The 19,432-nt window shown below is 64.3% G+C and carries 14 protein-coding genes and 1 pseudogene; 9 read left to right on the top strand and 6 right to left on the bottom strand.

Annotated elements, in window-relative coordinates:
* Window positions 1-142 precede the first annotated feature (142 nt).
* From AB4Z00_RS12405 to AB4Z00_RS12385, 5 genes and pseudogenes are all read left to right on the top strand, one after another.
* The gene (locus AB4Z00_RS12405) at window positions 143-715 is read left to right on the top strand and encodes an RNA polymerase sigma factor (protein ID WP_132266628.1); all 573 of its coding nucleotides are present in this window, start codon (window positions 143-145) and stop codon (window positions 713-715) included.
* Entirely contained in the window at window positions 673-1,629 is a 957-nt protein-coding gene (locus AB4Z00_RS12400) for a FecR family protein (protein ID WP_442046168.1), read from the top strand. The genes AB4Z00_RS12405 and AB4Z00_RS12400 overlap by 43 nt, the downstream gene beginning before the upstream one ends.
* A 105-nt stretch (window positions 1,630-1,734) precedes the next feature.
* Window positions 1,735-2,364, top strand: a pseudogene (locus AB4Z00_RS12395) (TonB-dependent receptor plug domain-containing protein); the annotation flags it as partial.
* Between the two features lie 961 nt (window positions 2,365-3,325).
* Window positions 3,326-4,225: a TonB-dependent receptor domain-containing protein gene (locus tag AB4Z00_RS12390; RefSeq protein ID WP_442046167.1), complete on the top strand. Its 900-nt coding sequence runs from the start codon at window positions 3,326-3,328 to the stop codon at window positions 4,223-4,225.
* Between the two features lie 80 nt (window positions 4,226-4,305).
* The gene (locus AB4Z00_RS12385) at window positions 4,306-5,244 is read left to right on the top strand and encodes a metallophosphoesterase family protein (protein ID WP_442046166.1); all 939 of its coding nucleotides are present in this window, start codon (window positions 4,306-4,308) and stop codon (window positions 5,242-5,244) included.
* A 103-nt stretch (window positions 5,245-5,347) separates the two neighbouring features.
* Here AB4Z00_RS12385 and AB4Z00_RS12380 read toward each other — a convergent pair whose 3' ends face one another.
* From AB4Z00_RS12380 to AB4Z00_RS12355, 6 genes are all read right to left on the bottom strand, one after another.
* Entirely contained in the window at window positions 5,348-8,572 is a 3,225-nt protein-coding gene (locus AB4Z00_RS12380) for a glycoside hydrolase family 2 TIM barrel-domain containing protein (RefSeq protein ID WP_442046165.1), read from the bottom strand.
* Between the two features lie 23 nt (window positions 8,573-8,595).
* Window positions 8,596-9,432 carry a 5-dehydro-4-deoxy-D-glucuronate isomerase gene (gene kduI / locus AB4Z00_RS12375; RefSeq protein WP_442046164.1) on the bottom strand — a complete coding sequence of 279 codons (837 nt, stop codon included), beginning with the start codon at window positions 9,430-9,432 and terminating at the stop codon, window positions 8,596-8,598.
* A gap of 12 nt (window positions 9,433-9,444) precedes the next feature.
* Window positions 9,445-10,581, bottom strand: coding sequence for a glycoside hydrolase family 88/105 protein (locus tag AB4Z00_RS12370; RefSeq protein ID WP_442046216.1), 1,137 nt, complete (start codon window positions 10,579-10,581; stop codon window positions 9,445-9,447).
* A gap of 28 nt (window positions 10,582-10,609) precedes the next feature.
* A complete protein-coding gene (locus tag AB4Z00_RS12365) occupies window positions 10,610-10,735 on the bottom strand; it encodes a hypothetical protein (protein ID WP_279388324.1) in 126 nt (41 codons plus the stop codon).
* A 152-nt stretch (window positions 10,736-10,887) separates the two neighbouring features.
* A complete protein-coding gene (locus AB4Z00_RS12360) occupies window positions 10,888-13,746 on the bottom strand; it encodes a TonB-dependent receptor (protein WP_442046163.1) in 2,859 nt (952 codons plus the stop codon).
* Window positions 13,747-13,824: 78 nt separating this feature from the next.
* Window positions 13,825-14,559, bottom strand: a complete 735-nt coding sequence (locus AB4Z00_RS12355; protein ID WP_134094431.1) for a FadR/GntR family transcriptional regulator — start codon at window positions 14,557-14,559, stop codon at window positions 13,825-13,827.
* A gap of 175 nt (window positions 14,560-14,734) precedes the next feature.
* On the opposite strand from AB4Z00_RS12355, the gene AB4Z00_RS12350 reads away from it, so the two are divergent.
* The 4 genes from AB4Z00_RS12350 (at window position 14,735) to AB4Z00_RS12335 (ending at window position 19,381) form a co-directional block, all read left to right on the top strand.
* Window positions 14,735-15,646, top strand: coding sequence for a DUF4861 family protein (locus AB4Z00_RS12350; RefSeq protein ID WP_442046162.1), 912 nt, complete (start codon window positions 14,735-14,737; stop codon window positions 15,644-15,646).
* 2 nt (window positions 15,647-15,648) lie between these two features.
* Window positions 15,649-16,941 (top strand): DUF2264 domain-containing protein, encoded by a 1,293-nt coding sequence (locus AB4Z00_RS12345; protein WP_442046161.1) that lies wholly within the window; start codon window positions 15,649-15,651, stop codon window positions 16,939-16,941.
* Between the two features lie 276 nt (window positions 16,942-17,217).
* Window positions 17,218-17,886 (top strand): TetR/AcrR family transcriptional regulator, encoded by a 669-nt coding sequence (locus AB4Z00_RS12340; RefSeq protein ID WP_132266660.1) that lies wholly within the window; start codon window positions 17,218-17,220, stop codon window positions 17,884-17,886.
* 157 nt (window positions 17,887-18,043) lie between these two features.
* Entirely contained in the window at window positions 18,044-19,381 is a 1,338-nt protein-coding gene (locus AB4Z00_RS12335) for an aromatic ring-hydroxylating oxygenase subunit alpha (RefSeq protein WP_442046160.1), read from the top strand.
* Window positions 19,382-19,432: the final 51 nt, after the last annotated feature.

Raw genomic sequence — 19,432 nt, 5'->3', positions numbered from 1 at the left:
CATTGCCGAGGACTGTCGCCATGCACGGTCATCACCGGCCGCAATCCAGGTGCGTTGAGCGAGAGCCGACGAAAATCGCCTCAGGTGACGCATAACTGTAAGACCCGCCGCCTAGGGCGCCTCCAGCAATCCGGAGTGCGCCTTGAGCTGGCTACGTGAAATCGACCGGTGGTTCATGGTCGAAGTGCTGCCTCACGCAGCGGCCTATCGCGCCAGAGCCGCACACTTCTGCGGCCGGGACGAGGCGGACGACCTGGTTCAGGAAGCCTATGCACGCGTGCTCGCCGCGCCCGACTACCGGGACATCGCCTCGCCGCGCGGCTTCGTGCTCACCGTGGTCCGCAATCTCGCCCTGGAGCGGCTTCGCCGGGCCAACGTGGTGCGGATCGACTTTCTCGCCTCGCTCGACATGCTGGACGTGGCCGACCCGTCGCCCGACGCTTTCGCCGTCAGTTCCGGACGGTCCGAACTGCAGCTTCTCCTGCGCCTGATCGAGGAACTGCCGCCCCAGTGCGGGCGGGTACTGCACATGCGCAAGATCCAGCAGATGTCGCCGCCGCGCATCGCCGAAGAACTTTGCATATCGCTATCGACCGTTGAAAAGCATATCGCTAAGGGGCTTTCCCTCATCACGAAGGCACGCCGCGAACGTGTCGCCCAAGCGGAGGAACTTTGTCCGACCGTTCCGAAATCCCTGAACCAGCCGCTGACCTGACCGACATCGCGGCCGGGTGGCTGGCTTCGCTCGACGCCGGAACGGCTGACCGGCGCGCGTTCGAGGCGTGGCGGGCGGAAGACGTGCGCCATGCCGTCGCGTTCGCCGAAGTGGCGAGCACCTGGCGGGACATGAGCGAACTGGCGCGGATTTCGGGCGATCCCAAGCCAGCAGTGCCGGACGATCCGCCCGCGCCTGCCCCGGACGAGCAACCGACCCGCCGGCGCATGCTGCGCATCGCCGCGGCGGCGGGCGCGATGGCCCTTGCAGGCGGCGGGTTCGCCATGCGTGCGGCTGCCCGCAACAGCGCCGAGACCCGGATCGGAGAGCGCCGCGCGATATCCGAGGTGCCGGGCCTCTCGGTGAACCTCAACACCGACAGCAGCATCTACTGGAAAGGCGGCAAGTCACCCCGGCTCTGGCTGGAGCGCGGAGAGATCGGCATCCAGCTCGATCCGGGTCGGCGGCTCAGCCTGATGACGCCGGGCGGGACATTCCATCTGGCGCCGGGCGACTACAACGCCCGCCTTCGCGGCTCCAGCTGCGAACTCGCGGTGCTTTCGGGAAGCGGTACGCTGGGCGATGCGGCCCGCCCCTTCCAGCCCGGCGACGTCGCTCTGGCCACGGCCGGGCAGGCGAACGTACGGCAGCGCGAGACAGACCTCACCCGTATCACCGCCTGGCGCCGCGATACGCTGGTGCTGAACGGCGAAAGCCTCGATTACGCGCTGGCGGAAATGAACCGGTACTTGCGCGGCAAGATCGTCATCGGCGATCCCGACCTCTCGCGCCTGCGCATCGGCGGCACGTTCGCCACCACCAATCCCACCGAATTCCTGGAGGCACTGCGCACGTCTTTCGGCGTGAAGGCCACTGCCGGGGCCGATGGAAACATCGTGCTCACTCATGCCTGACTCACCCCCTGACCCAGGCCGCTGAAAAAATTTCTGCCGCCGGATAGCGGTTTTTTCGCCCCCATCCATCCTTGCCCCGACAATCGCATCCAGCGGGGAAATTCCATGTTCAAGTATCTGACGACGACCGCCATCGTGGCGGCCGCGATGCCGGCTGCCGCCTTGGCGCAGCAGGCACCGATCCAGTTCGACATCCAGGCCTCGGATACGGCCACTGCACTCAACCGCTTCGCCAACCAGGCGGGCGTGCATCTGGTGTTTCCCTATGACGCCGTAGCCAATCGCCGGGTCGCAGCGCTGCGCGGCCGCTTCACCCGCGCCGAGGCCCTGCGCCGCCTGATCGCCGGGCAGGGGCTGGTCGTGGCCAGCGAGACCCCGAGCATGATCTCCCTCAAGGTCTCGCCCACCGAGACCCGCGATGCCGCGCCTGTGGCCGTGGCGGACGCGGGCGCCACCGGCCAGGACATCGTCGTCCTGGGACAGGGGCAATCGCGCCAGGTCCAGACCGTGTCCGTGGCAGCGATGGAGAAGACGACGGCCGGCACCTCCCCGCTGCGTTCGCTGGGCCGCCTGCCCGGCGTGAACTTCGATTCCTCGGACGCGCACGGAACTTACGAGGCCGCCACGCAGCTTTCGATCCGCGGCTTCATTACCGACCAGATGGGCTATACCCTGGACGGCGTGCCGCTGGGCAACATGCAGTACCGCAACAACAACGGCCTATCGATCAACCGCGCGCTTCTCAGCGAGAACAACGGCGGCGCCACGCTGTCCCAGGGCAGCGGCGCGCTGGGAACGGCATCCACCAGCAACATCGGCGGCACGGTCGACTTCACCTCCATCGAACCCACGGCGAAGTTCGGGCTCGACCTGCAGCAAAGCTACGGCAGCGAGGATTCCTGGCGTTCCTTCGTGCGGATGAACAGCGGCGACCTTGCATGGGGCGGACGGCTCGCCATTTCCTACGCGCATGACCGGCAGGGCAAATGGCGCGGATGGGGCAAGCAGGAACAGGACCAGCTCAACGCCAAATACGTGCAGCCGCTGGGCGATGCCGTAACCTCGACCACCTTTCTCAACCTGATCGACCGCCGCGAGGACGATTATAACGACCTCTCGCTGGCCAAGATCAAGCAGTACGGCTGGAACTTCGACAATATCGAGAGCTTCCAGACGGCCGAGGATCTCGCCCGCATCGTCCAGAACGGCGGCACGGTTCCGGCGCCTTACGTGAATGCCGACGATGCCGTCTACAACGGCGGCGGCGTGCGGCGCGACCTGCTGGCTTACGAGAAGCTCGAATACCAGTTGGGCACGCGTCTTTCCGGCTTCACCACCGCCTATATCCATCTCGACAAGGGCATCGGCACCTGGGCCACCCCCTACGACCCCACGCCCGAGGCCTATGGCGGCTCGCCGATCTCCGTCTCGGCGCTGCGCTACAACGTCAACCGCAAGGGCGGCATCTCGCGCCTGATGTTCCAGGCCGGGGACCACAAGATCGAGGGCGGCATCTGGTATGAGCACAATGCCTTCGAGCAGGGCTCCTACCTCTACGGCCTGGAAGAAGGCGTGACACCGAAGAACTTCCAGAAGTTCTACACCAATCCCTTCACCACCAACTGGCACTACCAGTTCGCCACCGACACGGTTCAGCTCGATATCGGCGACACCTGGCAGGCCACCGACCGGCTGCGTGAACGCCGGAGTGAAAGGCGTCGTCTCCAAGAGCACCGCGAACACGATCACCAGCAGCAAGCCGATCGACGGTTCGATCAAGGCCGAGAACTGGTTCCTGCCCACGGCCGGACTGCTTTACCAACTGGACGACACCAGCGAATTCTTCGCCGACTACACGCGCAACATGGCCGCCTTCGTCGCCTCTGCCTCCAGTGGACCCTTCTCCAGCAGTTCGCAGGCCGGGTTCGACTATATCCGCGCCAACCTGAAGCCGGAGATGACCAACACTTTCGAGGCGGGCTACCGTTTCCACAATCGTGCCCTGCAGCTCTCGCTGACCGGTTACTATGTGAAGTTCACCAATCGCCTGCTCGCCTCCTCGATCAGCGCAACGATCGTGGGCAACCAGAACGTGCTCCAGAACGTCGGCAGCGTTTCTTCGCGCGGTGTCGAGGCAGCGGCAAACTGGAAGTTCGCCCCGCACTGGTCGCTCTACGGCAGCTACGCCTACAACGATGCGACCTATGACGATAACGTGCAGCCCGAGGGCGGCGCGGTGATCGCAACGAAAGGCAAGCAGGTCGTCGCCTCGCCCAAGAACGTCGCCAGCGCGGAGCTGAACTACGACGACGGCAAGYTCTGGGGCCAGCTTTCCGCCCATTACCGCAGCCGCCGCTATTACAGCTACCTCAACGACGCGGTGCTGCCGGGTGCGGTCAACGTCAACCTTTCCGCCGGCTATCGCCTCAGCAGCGCCATCGATTTCCAGGTCAACGTCACCAACCTGTTCGACAAGCGCTACATCGCCTCTACAGGTACGGCCGGTTTCGTGACCTCGGATCCGGCCGGCACTTACACCACGCTCCAGCCGGCGGCACCGCGGCAGGTCTTCGCCACCATCGGCCTGCATTTCTGACCCCTGCCGAAAAGCCCTGAACGGGACGTGCGCTCGCCCGGCGCGAGGCACGTCCCGAGCACATCCCGGAAAGGACCAGCATGGACCGCCGCAATCTCCTGAAAGTCGCTCTGGGCACGTCCCTGATGCCGATCAACCTGGTTGCCGCCCCGACTGCTGCCGCGCCCCGTTCCAGCGGCCAGCGCTTCAGCTTCGCCTTCCTCAGCGACACTCACATCCGCCCGGAACTGGAAGCAGACCGGGCCTGCGCGATGTGTTTCGAGCAGATTTCCGCCAGCGATAGCGACTTCGTCATCCACGGCGGCGATCACGTCGAGGACGCCCTGGAAACCGGCCGCGCACGCGCCACGATGCTGATGGACCTCTACCAGCGCACGGAAAAGGCGCATCTGCGCAAGCCGGTCCGCCACGTCCTGGGCAACCACGATTGCCTTGGCGTCTTTCCCAAGAGCGGTGTGGCGCCGGACGAGCGCGATTACGGGAAGCAGTTCTACATCGATCGCTTCGGGCCGCGGTACTACACCTTCGACCACAAGGGCGTTCACTTCGTCGTGCTGGATTCCATCGGGCTGACCGCCGACCGCAACTACGAAGGGCGCGTCGATCAGGAACAGCTCGAATGGCTCCGCGCCGACCTTACCGCCCTGCCCCATGGCCAGCGCATCGTCGTGGTGACGCACATCCCCCTCGTCACGGCCATGCAGTGCTATGAGCCCGAGTCCTGGCTCGATACCCCGCACAACTGGACATTCGTGGTCAACGGCCGCGAAGTTCTGCGGATCTTGCGCGGCTACAATGTTCTCGCCGTGCTGCAAGGGCATAGCCATGTCTACGAGCAGATCGACCTGAACGGGCTGCGCTTCCTGTCGACCGGCGCCGTGGCAGGCGCGGACTGGCGCGGCGCCTTCCTCGGCACGCCGGAAGGCTATACCGAGATCACGATCGACGGGCAGAGCCTCACCAGCAGGTATCGCACTTACGGCTTCGTCACGCCCGATCGCGAAGACGTTCCGATCTGAGGATGTCCCGCCCCCGGCCAGAGCCTCAGCGTCACCGGCCGCCTAGACGAACGGCCCTGTCGGGCCATCCTCCCTGCAACCAACGCGCCTGCTGTCGCTCGCATCATTCATGTTCCGCATTGTTCGCCGGCTTTGCGCTGTCCGGCGCGGTTCCGGCGCCGTCGAACGTGCTGATCCGGAACGTGAAGCGCATGGGTTCCAGGCGGGTGCGATAGGGGAGCATGGGCTTGCCGAATTCGCTCCACTGCGTATCGCCGCCCACGCCCCATTGTGCCGCGTCGATCAGCAGGGTGCCATGATCGTGCGGGCGGATATCGGTGGATTTCCACGTTCCGGGGGCATGCCGGTCGAGATCCTCGTATGGGAATGCCAGGGCGTTCGCCATGATCGGCGTCTCGCCCTCCACCCTCAGCCCCCTGCCCGCGCCCGATACTTCGATCCACCGCACGTCGACCTTGTTTCCGGTCTCCTGCGGGCGGATGTAATCGTGGTTCTGCGCCGCCAGAGGGCCGCGCCAGAGGCCGATGGGGGCCGAGGTCTTGCGGTCCACATAGCTCTCGTGCGGCCCGCGTCCGTACCATTCCACCGTATCCAGATCGGTCGGCAGGCTGAATTCCAGGCCCACGCGGAAGGGCGGCGGCAGATCGTTATTGAGCGGCGTGAACTCGCCCGAAACCGCCAGAGAGCCATCCCCCGCCATGCGGTAATGAAGCGCGAAACGGGCGTCTGCCTTGCCCAGTTCGTAGGTCACGGCAATTTCGCGCGCCCCTTCGTCAAGCGCGCGCAAGGTGACGCCGACCAACTTGCGTTCGTGGCTCATGGCCTTCCACACGGCGAGTTGGCGGTCAGTGCCGATGCCGATGTCGTTGTCGGTCACCGCGCGCCAGAAATTGGGCGTGCCGCCCGAGGCCAGCATTTGCCCGTTGCGGGCATAGGATCGCACCAGGCCGGTGGCCCGATCGATCGTCAGGCTGGCGCCGCTCGCCGAGAGTTCGATGACCCCGCCTCTTTCCGAGGTCGCCACCGGCCCCGCCACGGCTGAGGCCATGACGCGCGCGCCCGGATCGAGCGCGAACTGCTCCCAGCCGATCACCTGTCCCCCCCCGACCGCCGGCACGCTGCCCGCTTTGGCATGGGCGCGGACGGTCACGAAATACTCAGCCCCGGCGCGGCGCGGAAACGTCTCCACCGGAAGGGTGAGAATACCGGCGTGATGGGCGGCCACGCTGGGTGCCGGCAATGTGCCATGCGCCGCGGCAACGCCGTTCTCCAGCAGTTCCCAATCGAAGGTGTAGCCGGAAAGGTCGGTGAAATCGTGCCGGTTGCGCACGGTAACCCGGCCGGTCGCCGGATCGAACTTGTCGAACTGGATCGGCGCGTAGACCTTGCGCACTTCGAACAATGCCGGATTGGGGGTCCGATCCGATTGCAGCAAGCCATCGCCGAATTCGATATCGCCGCCAGGATTGGGACCATATTCTCCGCCGTCACCCCAGTATCGGCGCCCGTCCTTGGTATAGCGGTACATCGACTGGTCCACCCAGTCCCACAGGAAGCCGCCTTGCAGCTTTTCCGGGTAGGCGTAGATCGTGTCCCAGTATTCCTTCAGGTTGCCGCCCGAATTGCCCATCATGTGGCCATATTCGCACTGGATCATCGGCTGCTTGAAGTTCCAGTTCCTGGCATAGTCGACCAGCTTCTCCACCGGATCGTACATCGGCGCGTAGATGTCCGCGTACCAGTTGGGGCGATGGTCGCTGACCCCGTCCCAGGTGCCCCAGCCCAGGTAACTTATGAGCCGGTCCGGATCTCGCGCCTTTACCGCCGCCGCTGCCGCCGCGAAGTTCGGACCGATGCCCGCCTCGTTCCCCAGCGACCAGAAGATCACCGAAGGGTGGTTCTTGTCCCGCTCCACCATGTTCACCGCGCGGCTGACATGCGCGTCCTTCCACGCCGGATCGAAGCCAAGCTGGAATTCCGCCCGCCGTTCCGGATGCTTGTTGGCATAGTCCATGTAGGCATGGCTCTCGAGGTTCGCCTCGTCCATGACATAAAGGCCATAGCGGTCGGCAAGTTCGTAGAGGCGCGGATCGTTGGGATAGTGCGACGTGCGGATCGCATTGATATTGTTGCGCTTCATCAGCTGGATATCGCGCTCCATCGACTCCAGCGACACGACGTGGAAGGTTTCCGGGTCGTGCTCGTGCCGGTTGACGCCGCGGATGGTGATCGGCTTGCCGTTCACGGTGACGAGACCGTCCCGGATCGCCACATCGCGGAAACCGACGCGCGCATAAGTGGACTGGAGGATGCGCCCCTTGGCGTCGTAGAGTTCGACCAGCAGGAAATAGAGATGAGGCGTTTCCGCCGTCCACGGCTTCACGCCGGGCAAGCGGCCGGTGAGCGTGACGTTGCGCTCGGCCTGCCCGGCGCTCACCGCCTGCCGCCCTTCCAGAACCGTTCGGTCGCCGTCCATCAGCACGTAGCGCGCGCTCGTGGCAGCGCCGGGGGTGACCGCGAGGTCGACCGCCAGCGTGCCGGTGGCAAAGCTTTCGTCCAGCCCGGCGTGGACGAAGAAGTCGCGGATACGCGTCTTCGGTGCCGCCATCAGGAACACTTCGCGTTCGATGCCCGATACGCGCCAGAAATCCTGATCCTCGAGATAAGATCCGTCCGACCAGCGGAACACCTGGATGGCCACCGTATTGCGGCCCGGATGAACGAAGCCCGTCACATCGAATTCGGACGGAAGCTTGCTGTCTTCCGAGTAGCCGACCTTCCGGCCGTTCACCCAGACAGAGTAGGCCGATCCCGCCGCCCCGATGTGCAGGATCACGTCCTCTCCGCTCCATTTCGCGGGAACCTCCACGTCGCGGCGGTACGATCCGACCGGATTGGTCGCGTGCGGGATCAGCGGCCGATTGGCGGGAAAGGGATAAGTGATATTGTTGTAGCGCGGCTGGTCGAACCCTTCGGCCTGCCAGTCGGCAGGAACCTTGATCGATTTCCAGCCGGACACGTCATAGCCAGGCTGCTCGAAACCCGCAGGCAGCGCATCGGCGCTGGGGGAGAGCGCGAATTTCCACTCCCCGCTCAGCAACAGGAACCGGGACGAATGGGTGCGATGACCGGCGATGGCGCGTTCGCGGCTCTCGAAGGGGAATCCGGTCGCCCGGGCAGGCAGCTTGCCGATGGCGTTGACCGCCGGATTTTCCCAGTCTGGACGGGACGGGTCGACCTGCACCGGCTGCACTTGCGGCGCCTGTGCCTGCGCCATGGTGGCCGTCAAAAATCCGATTCCGGCCGCCGCCGCGCGCCATTTCCCCATGCGAGACACCTGATTCCCTCCCGTTATCGCAGCTGGCAGATGTCGAGGACGTCCATGTCCTCGTAATCCAGGTTCTCGCCCGCCATCGCCCAGATGAAGCTGTAGTTTTGCGTCCCGGCGCCCATGTGGACCGACCAAGGCGGAGAGATCACCACGTCTTCGTTCTCCATCACGATATGGCGCAAGTCTTCGGGCCGCCCCATGTAGTGGAACACCCGATCGTCCTGATCCAGATCGAAATAGAGATAAATTTCAGAGCGGCGCTCATGGACGTGAGGCGGCATCGTGTTCCACACGCTTCCCGGCTCCAGCCGGGTAAGACCCAGGCAGATCGACGCGCTCTGGCAGGTATGCGGCAGGATCAGCTGGTAGATCGTGCGCTCGTTGGAATTCTCCAGGCTGCCGCGCCGCATCACATTGGCATCGGCCATGCCCACCTTGCGCAAGGGGAACGGAGCGTGTGCCGGCACGCTCAGCAGATAGAAACGCGCGCCCTCGCCCGCGAAACTGACCGCATCGGTGCCCATCGGCACGTAAAGCGCCTCATGCTTCGCCAGCGAGAACGGCTGCCCCCCGGCCGTGACCACCCCCACGCCCGCCCCGATGTTGACCACCGCCAGCTCGCGGCGTTCCAGCAGGGGGTGCCCGGCGGCGCTTTCGGGTTTGCTCTGGCACGGCAACACCAGCGGCTCACGCTCCGGCACCGCGCCGCCGATGATGAAACGCTCGCCATGCGAGTAAGTCAGCACGATCTCGCCCGGCCGGAACAGGCCGGAGACGAGATGGCGCTCGCGCAGGTCTTCATTGCTTGCCCCCTGCATCATGTCGGGGTGGACCCCGTAATAGGTCTTTTCAAACAAGGATCGTCTCCGTCAGCGCGGCTTGCGGTCGAGTTCCGCCACTGCCGTCGCGGCGAGCAGGAAGGCGCCGACGCCGAAGTACTGGGTATCGCTGGGCAGGACCTGGTCGGGCCGGTCACCCACCTGCTGCACCCAGCCGAGGCGGCCGTCCGGCTGGATCGCTCGTTCCAGCGCCGCCCAGCCCTTGCGCACCGCGGGTTCATACTCGGCCCTTGGCAACAGGCCCTGATGGATTCCCCAGGCAAGGCCGTAAGTATAGAACGCCGTGCCGCTGGTCTCCGGCGGCGAATTTTCCGGCGCAAGCAGCGAGGGCGCCCAGTAGCCGTCCGGCTTCTGCAGGCTCTTCACCTTCGCTGCCATGTCCTTGAACAGCGCCTCCATCCGGGTGCGGTCGGCGCTGCCGGCGCCAAGCAGCGGGATCACCCGCGCCATGCCGCCGAACACCCAGCCGTTGCCCCGCGCCCAGAACACCTTGCGCCCGTTGTCGCGCCGCTCGAAGAAACGGCTGTCGCGATAGTAGAGGTGCTCGGCCGGGTCGTAGAGGAAGTCCGTCGTCGCCCAGAACTCCTTCATCGCGAACCTCAGGTAGCGATCGTCGCCGGTCTGGCGGGAGAGTTCGGCGAAGGCGGGCGGCGCCATGAACAGCGCGTCGCACCAGCACCAGCGCTTCAGGCACTCGGTCGCGCCATAGCCTTCGGGCGGGATGGCGAAGGCCAGCGTGGTGACGGCCGGCTTGTCCACCACCGTGTCGAACGCCGCCTTCGTCGGGGCCAGCGCCGCCGCGCCCGCGCCGTGGCCGGCCGCCCAGACATAGGCTTGCGCGATGGCCTGATCGTCGGCGAAATAGAGGTTGTCACCCGGGCGCCAGGCGTTGCGCCGGCCCATCGCCAGCACCGCCTCGGTAATGCGCGGCGGCGCGCCCGCATCGGCCAGCGCGGTCATGCCCACCCAGAACACGGCCTGCTCCCACCCGCGGGTCTTGCGGGTCTCCTCCGTGGCGCGGGGAATGTGCGACAGGTCATCGAGATGGGCCAGCTGCCAGTCGGCCAGCTTGACCGCCGCCGCAACGGGCGACTGTGCCGTCGGCGCCGCAAGGGCGGGCGTAGCGAGGGCCGCGCAGATCAGTGCAGCGGGGAACAGGTTTCGGATATTCACGAGGCGAGTTCTCCTGTCGGGGTCAGGCGGGGGCTGATGAGGTGAAGCGCCGCAAGGGCGATGAGAATGGCGCATCCGGCGCCATGAAGATCAAGGAATGGCTGCCGGTCAATTGCAGAACGGTGCCGACGAACGTGGCGATCGACATTCCGGCGATGGCCCGGCGAGGGCATTCGACTTTGCGACACGCGTGCCCTTGCACCCTCCTCCACGACGGTTTGCGGCACCTGCTGCATGGTCATCCTCTCGCGAAAGAGAGAGCGCCCGGGACATCCGCCCAGGCGCTCGGCCGGGAGTGGCTCAGAATTTGCCGCGAACGCCGAAAGAGACGGTCGTGCCATTGAAGAACGAATTGTCGCGCCGCGACTGACCGTTGCCCTTCGGGCCGTCGGGGTCGGAGTAATAGATATAGACGTTCTCGTTGGTGATGTTCAGCGCATCGATCCGCAGTTCGATCATGTCGTTCAGCTTGTAGCTGATCGTGCCGTCCAGGAAGCCCTGCGGTGCCGTGTAGGGGATCTGGTCGTTCCCCGTGTTCTGCGACGTGATGCCCGTCTTCGCGCGGTAGTTGTAGGAAGCGCGTACCGCAAAGGGTCCCTTTTCATAGAACGCCGTGGCGCTGTAGGAATACTTCGGCACGAACTGGATCGGCACGCGGGTACCTTCCGTCGTGACGAAGTCGTCGCCCTTCTGGTCGATCAGGGTCAGGCTTCCGGTAAAGCCCAGCCCGTCGAACGGCTTGGGCAGGAACGTGAAGTTCTGCTGATAGGCGAATTCCAGCCCCTTCAGCTTCAGTTCGCCCTGATTGACGTACTGGGTCCGGCGGATCAGGAAATCGTCGGGAATGTCGCCGCCCGGGAAGCCCAGCGATACGGCATTGAAGGCGCTGTCCGGCAGGCCGAGCGAGCCGAAGGTCACGAAGTCCTGCACTGCCATCGCACGGTCGACGATGTCCTTCTTGAAGGCCCCGATGCTGAGCAGCCCGCCCGGCGCGAAGTACCATTCCACGCCCGCGTCGAATTGCGTCGCCATCTGCGGGCGCAAGTTCGGATTGCCCACCGTGACGTCGGCATTGAACACGTTGGGGACGACGGTGCCGCCGGCAATCGCCGTCAGTGCCGCGCGGGTGATCGTCTTGCCGGCGGAGGCGCGCACGACGACCTTGTCGGTAACGTCGTAGGCAAGACTGGCCGACGGCAGCCAGTTGTCATAGCCGCCCTCGCGCCGCTGCGGCAGGAACACGCCCGCGCCGGCGCTCTGGTAGTTGTGAATGATCGTCGAGGTGTCGGAATAGCGCATGCCCACGTTGCCGCGCAGTTCCTTGCCGAAGACCGGCAGCGTGAAGTTCGCTTCGAAGAACGCCGTCTTGACGATCTCGTTGGCCTTGAACGCGCCATTGAGATTGACCGGCGCCGCCGCGTTGGCGGCATTGGCATCCAGATCATCCATCACGAAAGAGCGCGGGAACGTGGCAAACTGCGAAGGATAGCCCGGGTTACCACCGTCGCGGATCTGGCCGAACTGGATGTACGGGTCCATGTTGGAGAACACGTCCATCCCGGCGAGTTGGGCGGAGGCGATGCTGCTGCCGTCCTGCTGCGAGATTTCCTTGCCGGTGTCCACATAGGTGCCGCCCAGCTTGACGGCGAACGTGCGGTCACCATCGTCGACCAGATCCCAGTCCAGGACCGCGCGGGCGGTCTTTTCCTTGTCGATCTCCCGATTGAGCGAGAAGCCGAGGCCCGGCGCGGTGAAGTTGGCGGGGTCGGTGAAATCGACCGGCGAACTGATCGTGGGATAAGTGACGTTGCCGGTCGGATCGAACGTGCTGGTGATCCCGTAGAGATTGCTGGTGATACGATTGGCGGTATAGCGCGCATTGCTGTCGCTGAGATTGCCCTGCGCCGACAGTTTCAGATTATCGGTCAGGTCGTAGACCGCGCGCACGATGCCGTACTTGAAACGGGTGCGGGCGTTTCGGAAGAAGCTTTCCTGGATGAAGCTGGTATTGCCGAAAGTGCCGTAGAGATTGTTGAACTCGTCGATCTTCACGTCGAGCGGGATGATGCCCGAATTCGTGCCGACCCCGGGGGCACTCGTGGTGCCGGGCACCGTGCGCGAATTGCGGACTGCCGCGCCGAAGGTGAATTCGTCCGCCTCATCCTTCAGTTCGGAGAATATGCCGTCCACGCTGACATCCAGGCGATCGGTCTTGTACTGGATAGACCCCACCAGGCCGATGCGTTCGCGTGTATTGTTGGATGTGAACACCCGGTAGAAGCGCGGCAAGTAAGCGTTGTTGATCTGATCCCGGGTCAGATCGCCATAGTTCGCCAGCGGATTGTCGAGGTCCATCTGGAACTGGAAAGGCCCGCCCACGGTCGTCGGCCCTCGATAGGCCAGCGACCCGATCGCGGAGGAATTGTAGCCGCCGGTCGACTGGAAGCCCGAACGCTCGTTGACGTTCTTGGCATAGGCCGCGCCCACCAGGACGCCGAAATCGCCCCAGGTATCGCTGAACAGCAGCGATCCGCGCGGCTGCCACTTCTTCGACTGGGTATTGTAGTTGGCCTGCGCGGTATAGCGGATCACCCGGCCCGCGCTGTCGAACGGACGCGGCGTCTGCAGGTCGACATTGCCGCCGATGCCGCCTTCCTCAAGGTTGGCCAGCGGCGACTTGTAGACGTCCACCCGGCCGAACAGTTCGGATGGAAAGACGTCGTAGTTGAAATCACGCGTCGAGGATCCGACGTTCTGCGATGACGTGGTGTGAACGGGCGCGCTGTTGATGGTGGTGACGGTGAATTCCGAGCCCAGACCGCGGATGCTGATGCGCTGGCCTTCGTTCGAGGCGCCGTCCCTCGACAGGAACACGCCGGGAATGCGCTGCAGCGAGTCCGCGACGTTGGCCTCGGGGAACTTGCCGATATCCTCCGCGACGATGGAATCCCGCACGCCGATGGCTTCACGCTTCAGCTCGATCCCTTGCTGAAGGCTCTTGCGAAATCCGGTGACGACAATTTCCTCGGTTGCCGGCGCCGCTTTCGGCTCCTCACCCGAGGTACGAGATGCGGCGGCCTCCTGCGCGGAGGCTGCGTTGCAGGCTGCCAGAATTGCCAAAGCGCTCACCGTGGAGACTGCGGCTGTAACCACCCTCATGATCATCCTCCCTCATCCGCGATTCGTCGCGCGATGAGAGAGTTGTCATATAACTTTGGATGCTTGTCAATTGTCGGACTACTTGGGCCTCGATCCGTCATTGCCGCTGGCGATAGCGTCGCTCAGTTCGGAGTGCCTGATCAGACTCTCCTGCATGTGCAGCCGTGCTGCCAGGCGGGCGCCCTCGATGTCCATGCGAATGATCGCCTCCAGCAAGGCCTCGTGCTCGTCACTGACCTTGCCGACATAGGCCTGATGCACGTCTTCGGACTGATCGCGCAGATAGAGACTGCGCGGCGGAACCAGCCTCACCCCCAGGAACTGGATGAATCGCACGAAATAATCGTTTTGCGTCGCCCGGGCGATGGCCAGATGGAACTCGCTATCGACCTGTGCCGAAGCGGCGGGATCGTCACCCACCTCGCGCATGCGTCGCAGAGCCGCGCGCATTTCGGCAATATCCGCCTGCGTGCGCCGGGCCGCCGCAAGACCGGCCATCTCAGCCTCGATCGCCTGCCGCATTTCCAGTAGCTTGATGACGTCGGAAAGCTCGGAAAGCTCTTCTTTCGTGACCTGAAAGGCCCGGTACTGCGCCGTTTCGGAGACATAGACTCCCGACCCCTGCCGGGCGACTGCAAAGCCCTGCGCCTCCAGCCGGGCCACAGCCTCCCGCACCACGGTCCGACTCACTTCCTCGCGCTCGGCGATGTCCTTCTGGGCGGGTAGCTTGGAGCCGGCGGGAATGACCCCGGAGATGATCTCCTCCTCCAGCTTCGCGTAGAGGATATCGGCCAGGGAGGCGGCTTTCACCATGGGCAGTCTTTCGTCGTTGACGGGAGAAAACCTCCCGAACGGTTCCATTCCTACACGAAGCGCTTGGCAAACGACAGATAGCAATTTATCAGGTTGGCATACAACTTTGACACATAGTCTTGGAGAGGACATGGGGCAGTTTCACAGATCCGCGCGCAGCAGGATCGCAGCGGGATTGGCAATAGCGATCGCTTGCGCGCCGGCCAGCCTGTACGCCCAGCGGCAGGATGACGCGCAGCTCAAGGTGGAAAAGCCGCTTCCTCCGCCCAAAAGCAAGACACCGGCCGCCGTCGCCCAGTTCGCCCCCTATCGCTATGACGACCTTCTCTGGGAAAACGACAAGACCGCGCACCGCATCTATGGCCGCGCGCTGGAAGCCGCCGAACCGCCATCGGGGTCGGGCATCGACAGCTGGGGCAAGAACGTCGCCTGGCCCTTCGCCGACCGGCAGCTGAGCAGCGGCGACCAGCACGGCTATCACGGCGAAGGCCTGGACTTCTACAACGTGGGTACCGGGCGCGGCGCGGGCGGGCTGGGCATCTGGCAGGACAACAAGCTGTGGACCTCCCGCAATTACCTGCGCGCGCGTATCCTGAAGTCCGGCGGGAAGGAGGCGGATTTCAGCGTGGATTACGCGCCCTGGCCGGTGGATGTGGATCGCAAGGTCTGGGAGACACGCCGCTTCACGCTGCCGCTCGGCACGCATTTCACGCGGATGGTCTCGACCCTGCAATCGGATTCCTCGGCGCCGCTGGTGGTCGGGATCGGCATCGGCAAGCGCACGACCGGCGCGCGCGATGGCGAAGCGACGATCGATCGCGCCAAGGGCCTGATCTCCTGGTGGGGACCCGAAGACGGTGCGCATGGCCACATGGCGATCGCCGTCCGTGTCGACCCCGGCATGATTGCCGAGGTGAAACAGGATGCGGACAATTACCTCGTCCTGCTCAAGGTTCTGCCCGGCAAGCCCTTTGTCTACTATTCGGGCAGCGCGTGGAGCAAGGGACAGGACATGTTCGCGACGCGGCAGGCGTGGGACGCCTACGCTGCTTCCCAAACGCTCGACTTCTCGATTCCAAAGGACTGAACATGACCATGAATCTGGATCGCCGCGCGCTGCTGGCTGGCGCCGTGGCGGGCACCGCAGCGCTTTCGACCGGCGCCGCCGCTGCCCGCGTTGCCGGGCAAAAGCCACTCGGCCAGGCCGGCCTCCACGCGGGAACGGATGACCGCGCCTATATGCTGGGCCTGCTGGAACGCATGGCGACGCCGGTACTCTCCCGCATGGCGCAGGGGCGTCTTCAGCAGGACTGGTCCCCGGAACTCAGCCCAAGCTGGGATGGCCGGAATCCCAAGGTCGCCTATCTGGAGGCATTCGGCCGGTTGATCGACGGCATTACGCCCTGGCTTGCCCTGCCCGATGACAACAGCGCGGAATCGCGTATGCGCGCCCAATTGCGGGAGCAGGCGCTGGCAAGCTACGTCCACAGCGTCGATCCCAAGAGCCCGGACTACCTGCTGTGGAGCGCGGAAGGCCAGCCGCTGGTGGATTCGGCCTATTTCACGAGCGCCCTCCTGCGCGCGCCGAAAATCCTGTGGGACCCGCTGGACGCGGCCACCAAGACCCGGATCATCGCCGAGATCCAGGGCTTGCGGCACGTAACGCCGCCCTACACGAACTGGCTGCTGTTCGCCGCCATGAACGAGGCCTTCCTGCTGTCTGTCGGCGCCCAGTGGGACCCGATCCGCATCGACCTTGCCCTCCGCAAGTTCGGCGAATGGTACGTCGGAGACGGCTGGTACGGCGACGGTGAGCACTTCCACTTCGACATGTACAACAGCTACGTCATCCATCCGATGCTCACGCAGATCCTGGATGTGCTGGTCCGCACCGGTATCAAGTTCAACAAGCTGGACCCCGCAGAGCGCCTGACAACGCAAGTGAAGCGGATGCAGCGCTTCGGTGAGGTGTTGGAGCGCATGATCGGCCCGGATGGCGCATTTCCGCCGGTCGGCCGGTCGCTCACTTACCGTACGGCAGTCCACCAGCCGCTGGCCTATCTCGCGTGGAAGAAGCTGCTTCACGCCAAGCTGCCCGAAGGTCAAGTGCGGGCTGCCACGCTGGCAACGCAGCGCCGTATCTTCACCGATCCCAGCAATTTCGACGCCAAGGGCTTCCTGACGATCGGCTTCGCCCGGCACCAGCCCAGCCTGGGCGATGTCTATTCAAATGCCGGCAGCATGTATATCGCCGCAGAAAGCCTGCTGGCGCTCGGGCTGCCAGCCAGCGACAGCTATTGGCAAGCGGATGCCCAGCCGTGGACCATGCGCAAGGCTTATGGCGGAGCGGACTTTCCCAAGGACTATTACATCGAGGTCTGACGCCGCAAGCCGCCCATCCCTGCCGTTGCGCTTTGCCTTGCAAGGCCTGGCTGCCTGATGCGCGGGCCACCGTCGAACTGGAAAGCCGGAATCCGACGATCTCTCCGCCCTTGGCTTTGCTGCGCACGTTCCTCAGTCTGAGCGACGAGGATGTGTCCCGTAACATGGCCTTCCAGGCCCGGTGCCCGGTTGGCACCGGGCCTGGAAGAGGGAAGCCGGCGGATTTAATACGAGATCGGGTTGCTGTACGGCCGTTTAGAAGCGATGACCTGTCACATGTCGACGCCAGCCATTCAGCATTCCGCACGGCCCTCCACCAAGGGGGAGGCAACGCGCCATGCGATACTAGATGCCTGCGAAGTGCTTTTTGCGCAAAACGGCTATCTGGGAACCTCCCTTCGCGATATCGCGGCGCAAGCGGGTGTCCGCATGGGCGTGGTCCACTATCACTTCGGCAACAAGCACCTCATTCTCGATGCGGCATTGGAACGCAAGCTGCCGTTGTTGCAAGGCAGGATCGCGGCAAGCTTCGAGCTTGCTGAAGCGGCTGAAGGCGAATTCGGGCCTCGCGAAATCGTGACCGCCTTCATTCTGCCGTTCCTCACCGCCGCCTCATGCGAGGCCAGCCCTCTGCGCAATTACATCGTCATGACCTCGCACCTGATGAGCGCGTATCGCATGCCGGAATTGCGACCGATCCTGGCCAAGCTGTCGGTTATTTCCGGCATGCTCACGGAACGGTTGCGGATCCACCTGCCGGCCATGGCCGAGAGCGACCTTCTTGCCGCCGTCTATCTGATCGAGGCGGCCCTGATCTTCATGGTGCAGGATCCCGGGTTCCTGGACGATCTTACCGATGGCCACTTTTCCGCCCGTAAACTTGAGGACATCGCCCAGCCGGCCCTGCGGTTCTTCACGGCGGGCCTCGTCAGCCTGCAGGCCTGATTGTTTTAACAGGTAGGTCGACCGACCAAATTCGTTATTCTTCTCCTCGACAGGCGGCTGCAGGCTTTCGGGCAAAGCGGTGCGCCAGGAGAGAGGCGCCGGCCAGGGTCCTGACAAGGGACGGGCCGGATCGGGCACATGCCGGAAGGAAAACGAGATGGGAAGGCAAGGCACCCTTGCGTCCGCGCTGGATGGGCGCGACGCTGCGAACCTCAGGGGCGATCCGATCACGGGCGATCGCTACACCTCCCCCGCCTTCATGCAGCGCGAATGGGACCACATGTGGACCCGCATCTGGCATGTCGCTGGCCGCACTGCCGAACTGGAGGAACCCGGCGACTACATCGTCCATGACTTCATGAACGAATCCGTGTTCTGCGTTCTCCAGGAGGACGGCGCGATCAAGGCGTTCTACAACACCTGCGGTCACCGCGGGCAACGCCTGGTCTGGAATTCAAGCTCCCAGGAATCCTTCCAGTGCCCCTATCACGGGTGGGTCTGGGGCAAGGACGGCGTGCTGGCAAAGGCACAGGACCCGGAGGATTTTCCCCAGGGCAATCCCTGCGGCAAGCTCAAGCTGAAGGAACTGCGCTGCGCCACCTGGGGCGGCTTCGTGTGGTACACGATGGACGAAGAGACCCCGGAACTTCTGGATTTTCTGGCACCGATGCCGGAACTCTATCGCCATTATCCGATGGACACCGCCGTCCGCGTGTTCTGGATGAAGATCGACCTCGACACCAACTGGAAGTTCGCCACCGACAACTTCTCGGAAAGCTACCACACCCGTACCGCCCATCCGCAAGTGCCGCCATGGATCGACCAGGATGTCGATACCGCTCGGCACGAGATGTGGCCGGGGGGCCATGGCCGCACCGTCCAGCCCATGCGCCCTTCCCTCTCGGACCGCCTGCCTGAGGGTGTGGACCATCCCTTCGATGCGATCCTGCAGGCCTGGGACATCGATCCGCAGTCCTATCCCGATTTCGAAACCAAGGCGATGCAGGGCTGGCTCGATCTCAAGGCCGCGAAAAAGCGGCTCTGGAAGGAGCGCGGCTACGTCCACTACGAGAACATGGACGACGAGGAGATCACCGACAGCCCGCACACGGTGATCTTCCCCAATGTCACGATCAGCTTCCTGCCGGACAATCTGGTGTTCTTCCGGACCGAACCGCATCCGACCGATCCGAACAAATGCACGTTCGACTTGTGGTGCATGGCCTTCCCCGTTGCGGGGCAGAGCGTGGTGGAATCGGTCATGGCCGGTCCCCAGCCCCTGCGCGAGGCGGAGATGCAGCGCCGCGCCTTCGACAATGGCCGCGGCGTACCAGAGATCAGGGACCAGATCGTCTACCAGGACATGCTCCTGGCGGAAGGCCAGCAACGGGGGATGCACTCCCGCGGGTACCAGGACGCCTATCTGGCCGCGCAGGAAACCCGGGTGCGCTTCTTCCATGAAGTGCTGAACGACTACCTCGAAGGCCGCCGCTGAAGGCGCTCCGGTCCCGGCACCGGGGACCGCCAACCATGAGCGACGCATCTT

It is taken from the genome of Novosphingobium sp. YAF33, assembly GCF_052113265.1.
GTDB lineage: Bacteria > Pseudomonadota > Alphaproteobacteria > Sphingomonadales > Sphingomonadaceae > Novosphingobium.
The sequence above is the reverse complement of the archived record's forward strand: the minus strand, read 5'-3'. Positions and strand labels throughout refer to the sequence as shown.

Coding starts and splice junctions, on each gene's coding strand:
- AB4Z00_RS12385 (WP_442046166.1), top strand. CDS start 4,306: ATGGACCGCCGCAATCTCCTGAAAGTCGCTCTGGGCACGTCCCTGATG.
- AB4Z00_RS12380 (WP_442046165.1), bottom strand. CDS start 8,572: ATGGGGAAATGGCGCGCGGCGGCGGCCGGAATCGGATTTTTGACGGCC.
- AB4Z00_RS12365 (WP_279388324.1), bottom strand. CDS start 10,735: ATGTCGATCGCCACGTTCGTCGGCACCGTTCTGCAATTGACCGGCAGC.
- AB4Z00_RS12360 (WP_442046163.1), bottom strand. CDS start 13,746: ATGAGGGTGGTTACAGCCGCAGTCTCCACGGTGAGCGCTTTGGCAATT.
- AB4Z00_RS12355 (WP_134094431.1), bottom strand. CDS start 14,559: ATGGTGAAAGCCGCCTCCCTGGCCGATATCCTCTACGCGAAGCTGGAG.
- AB4Z00_RS12345 (WP_442046161.1), top strand. CDS start 15,649: ATGACCATGAATCTGGATCGCCGCGCGCTGCTGGCTGGCGCCGTGGCG.
- AB4Z00_RS12340 (WP_132266660.1), top strand. CDS start 17,218: ATGTCGACGCCAGCCATTCAGCATTCCGCACGGCCCTCCACCAAGGGG.
- AB4Z00_RS12335 (WP_442046160.1), top strand. CDS start 18,044: ATGGGAAGGCAAGGCACCCTTGCGTCCGCGCTGGATGGGCGCGACGCT.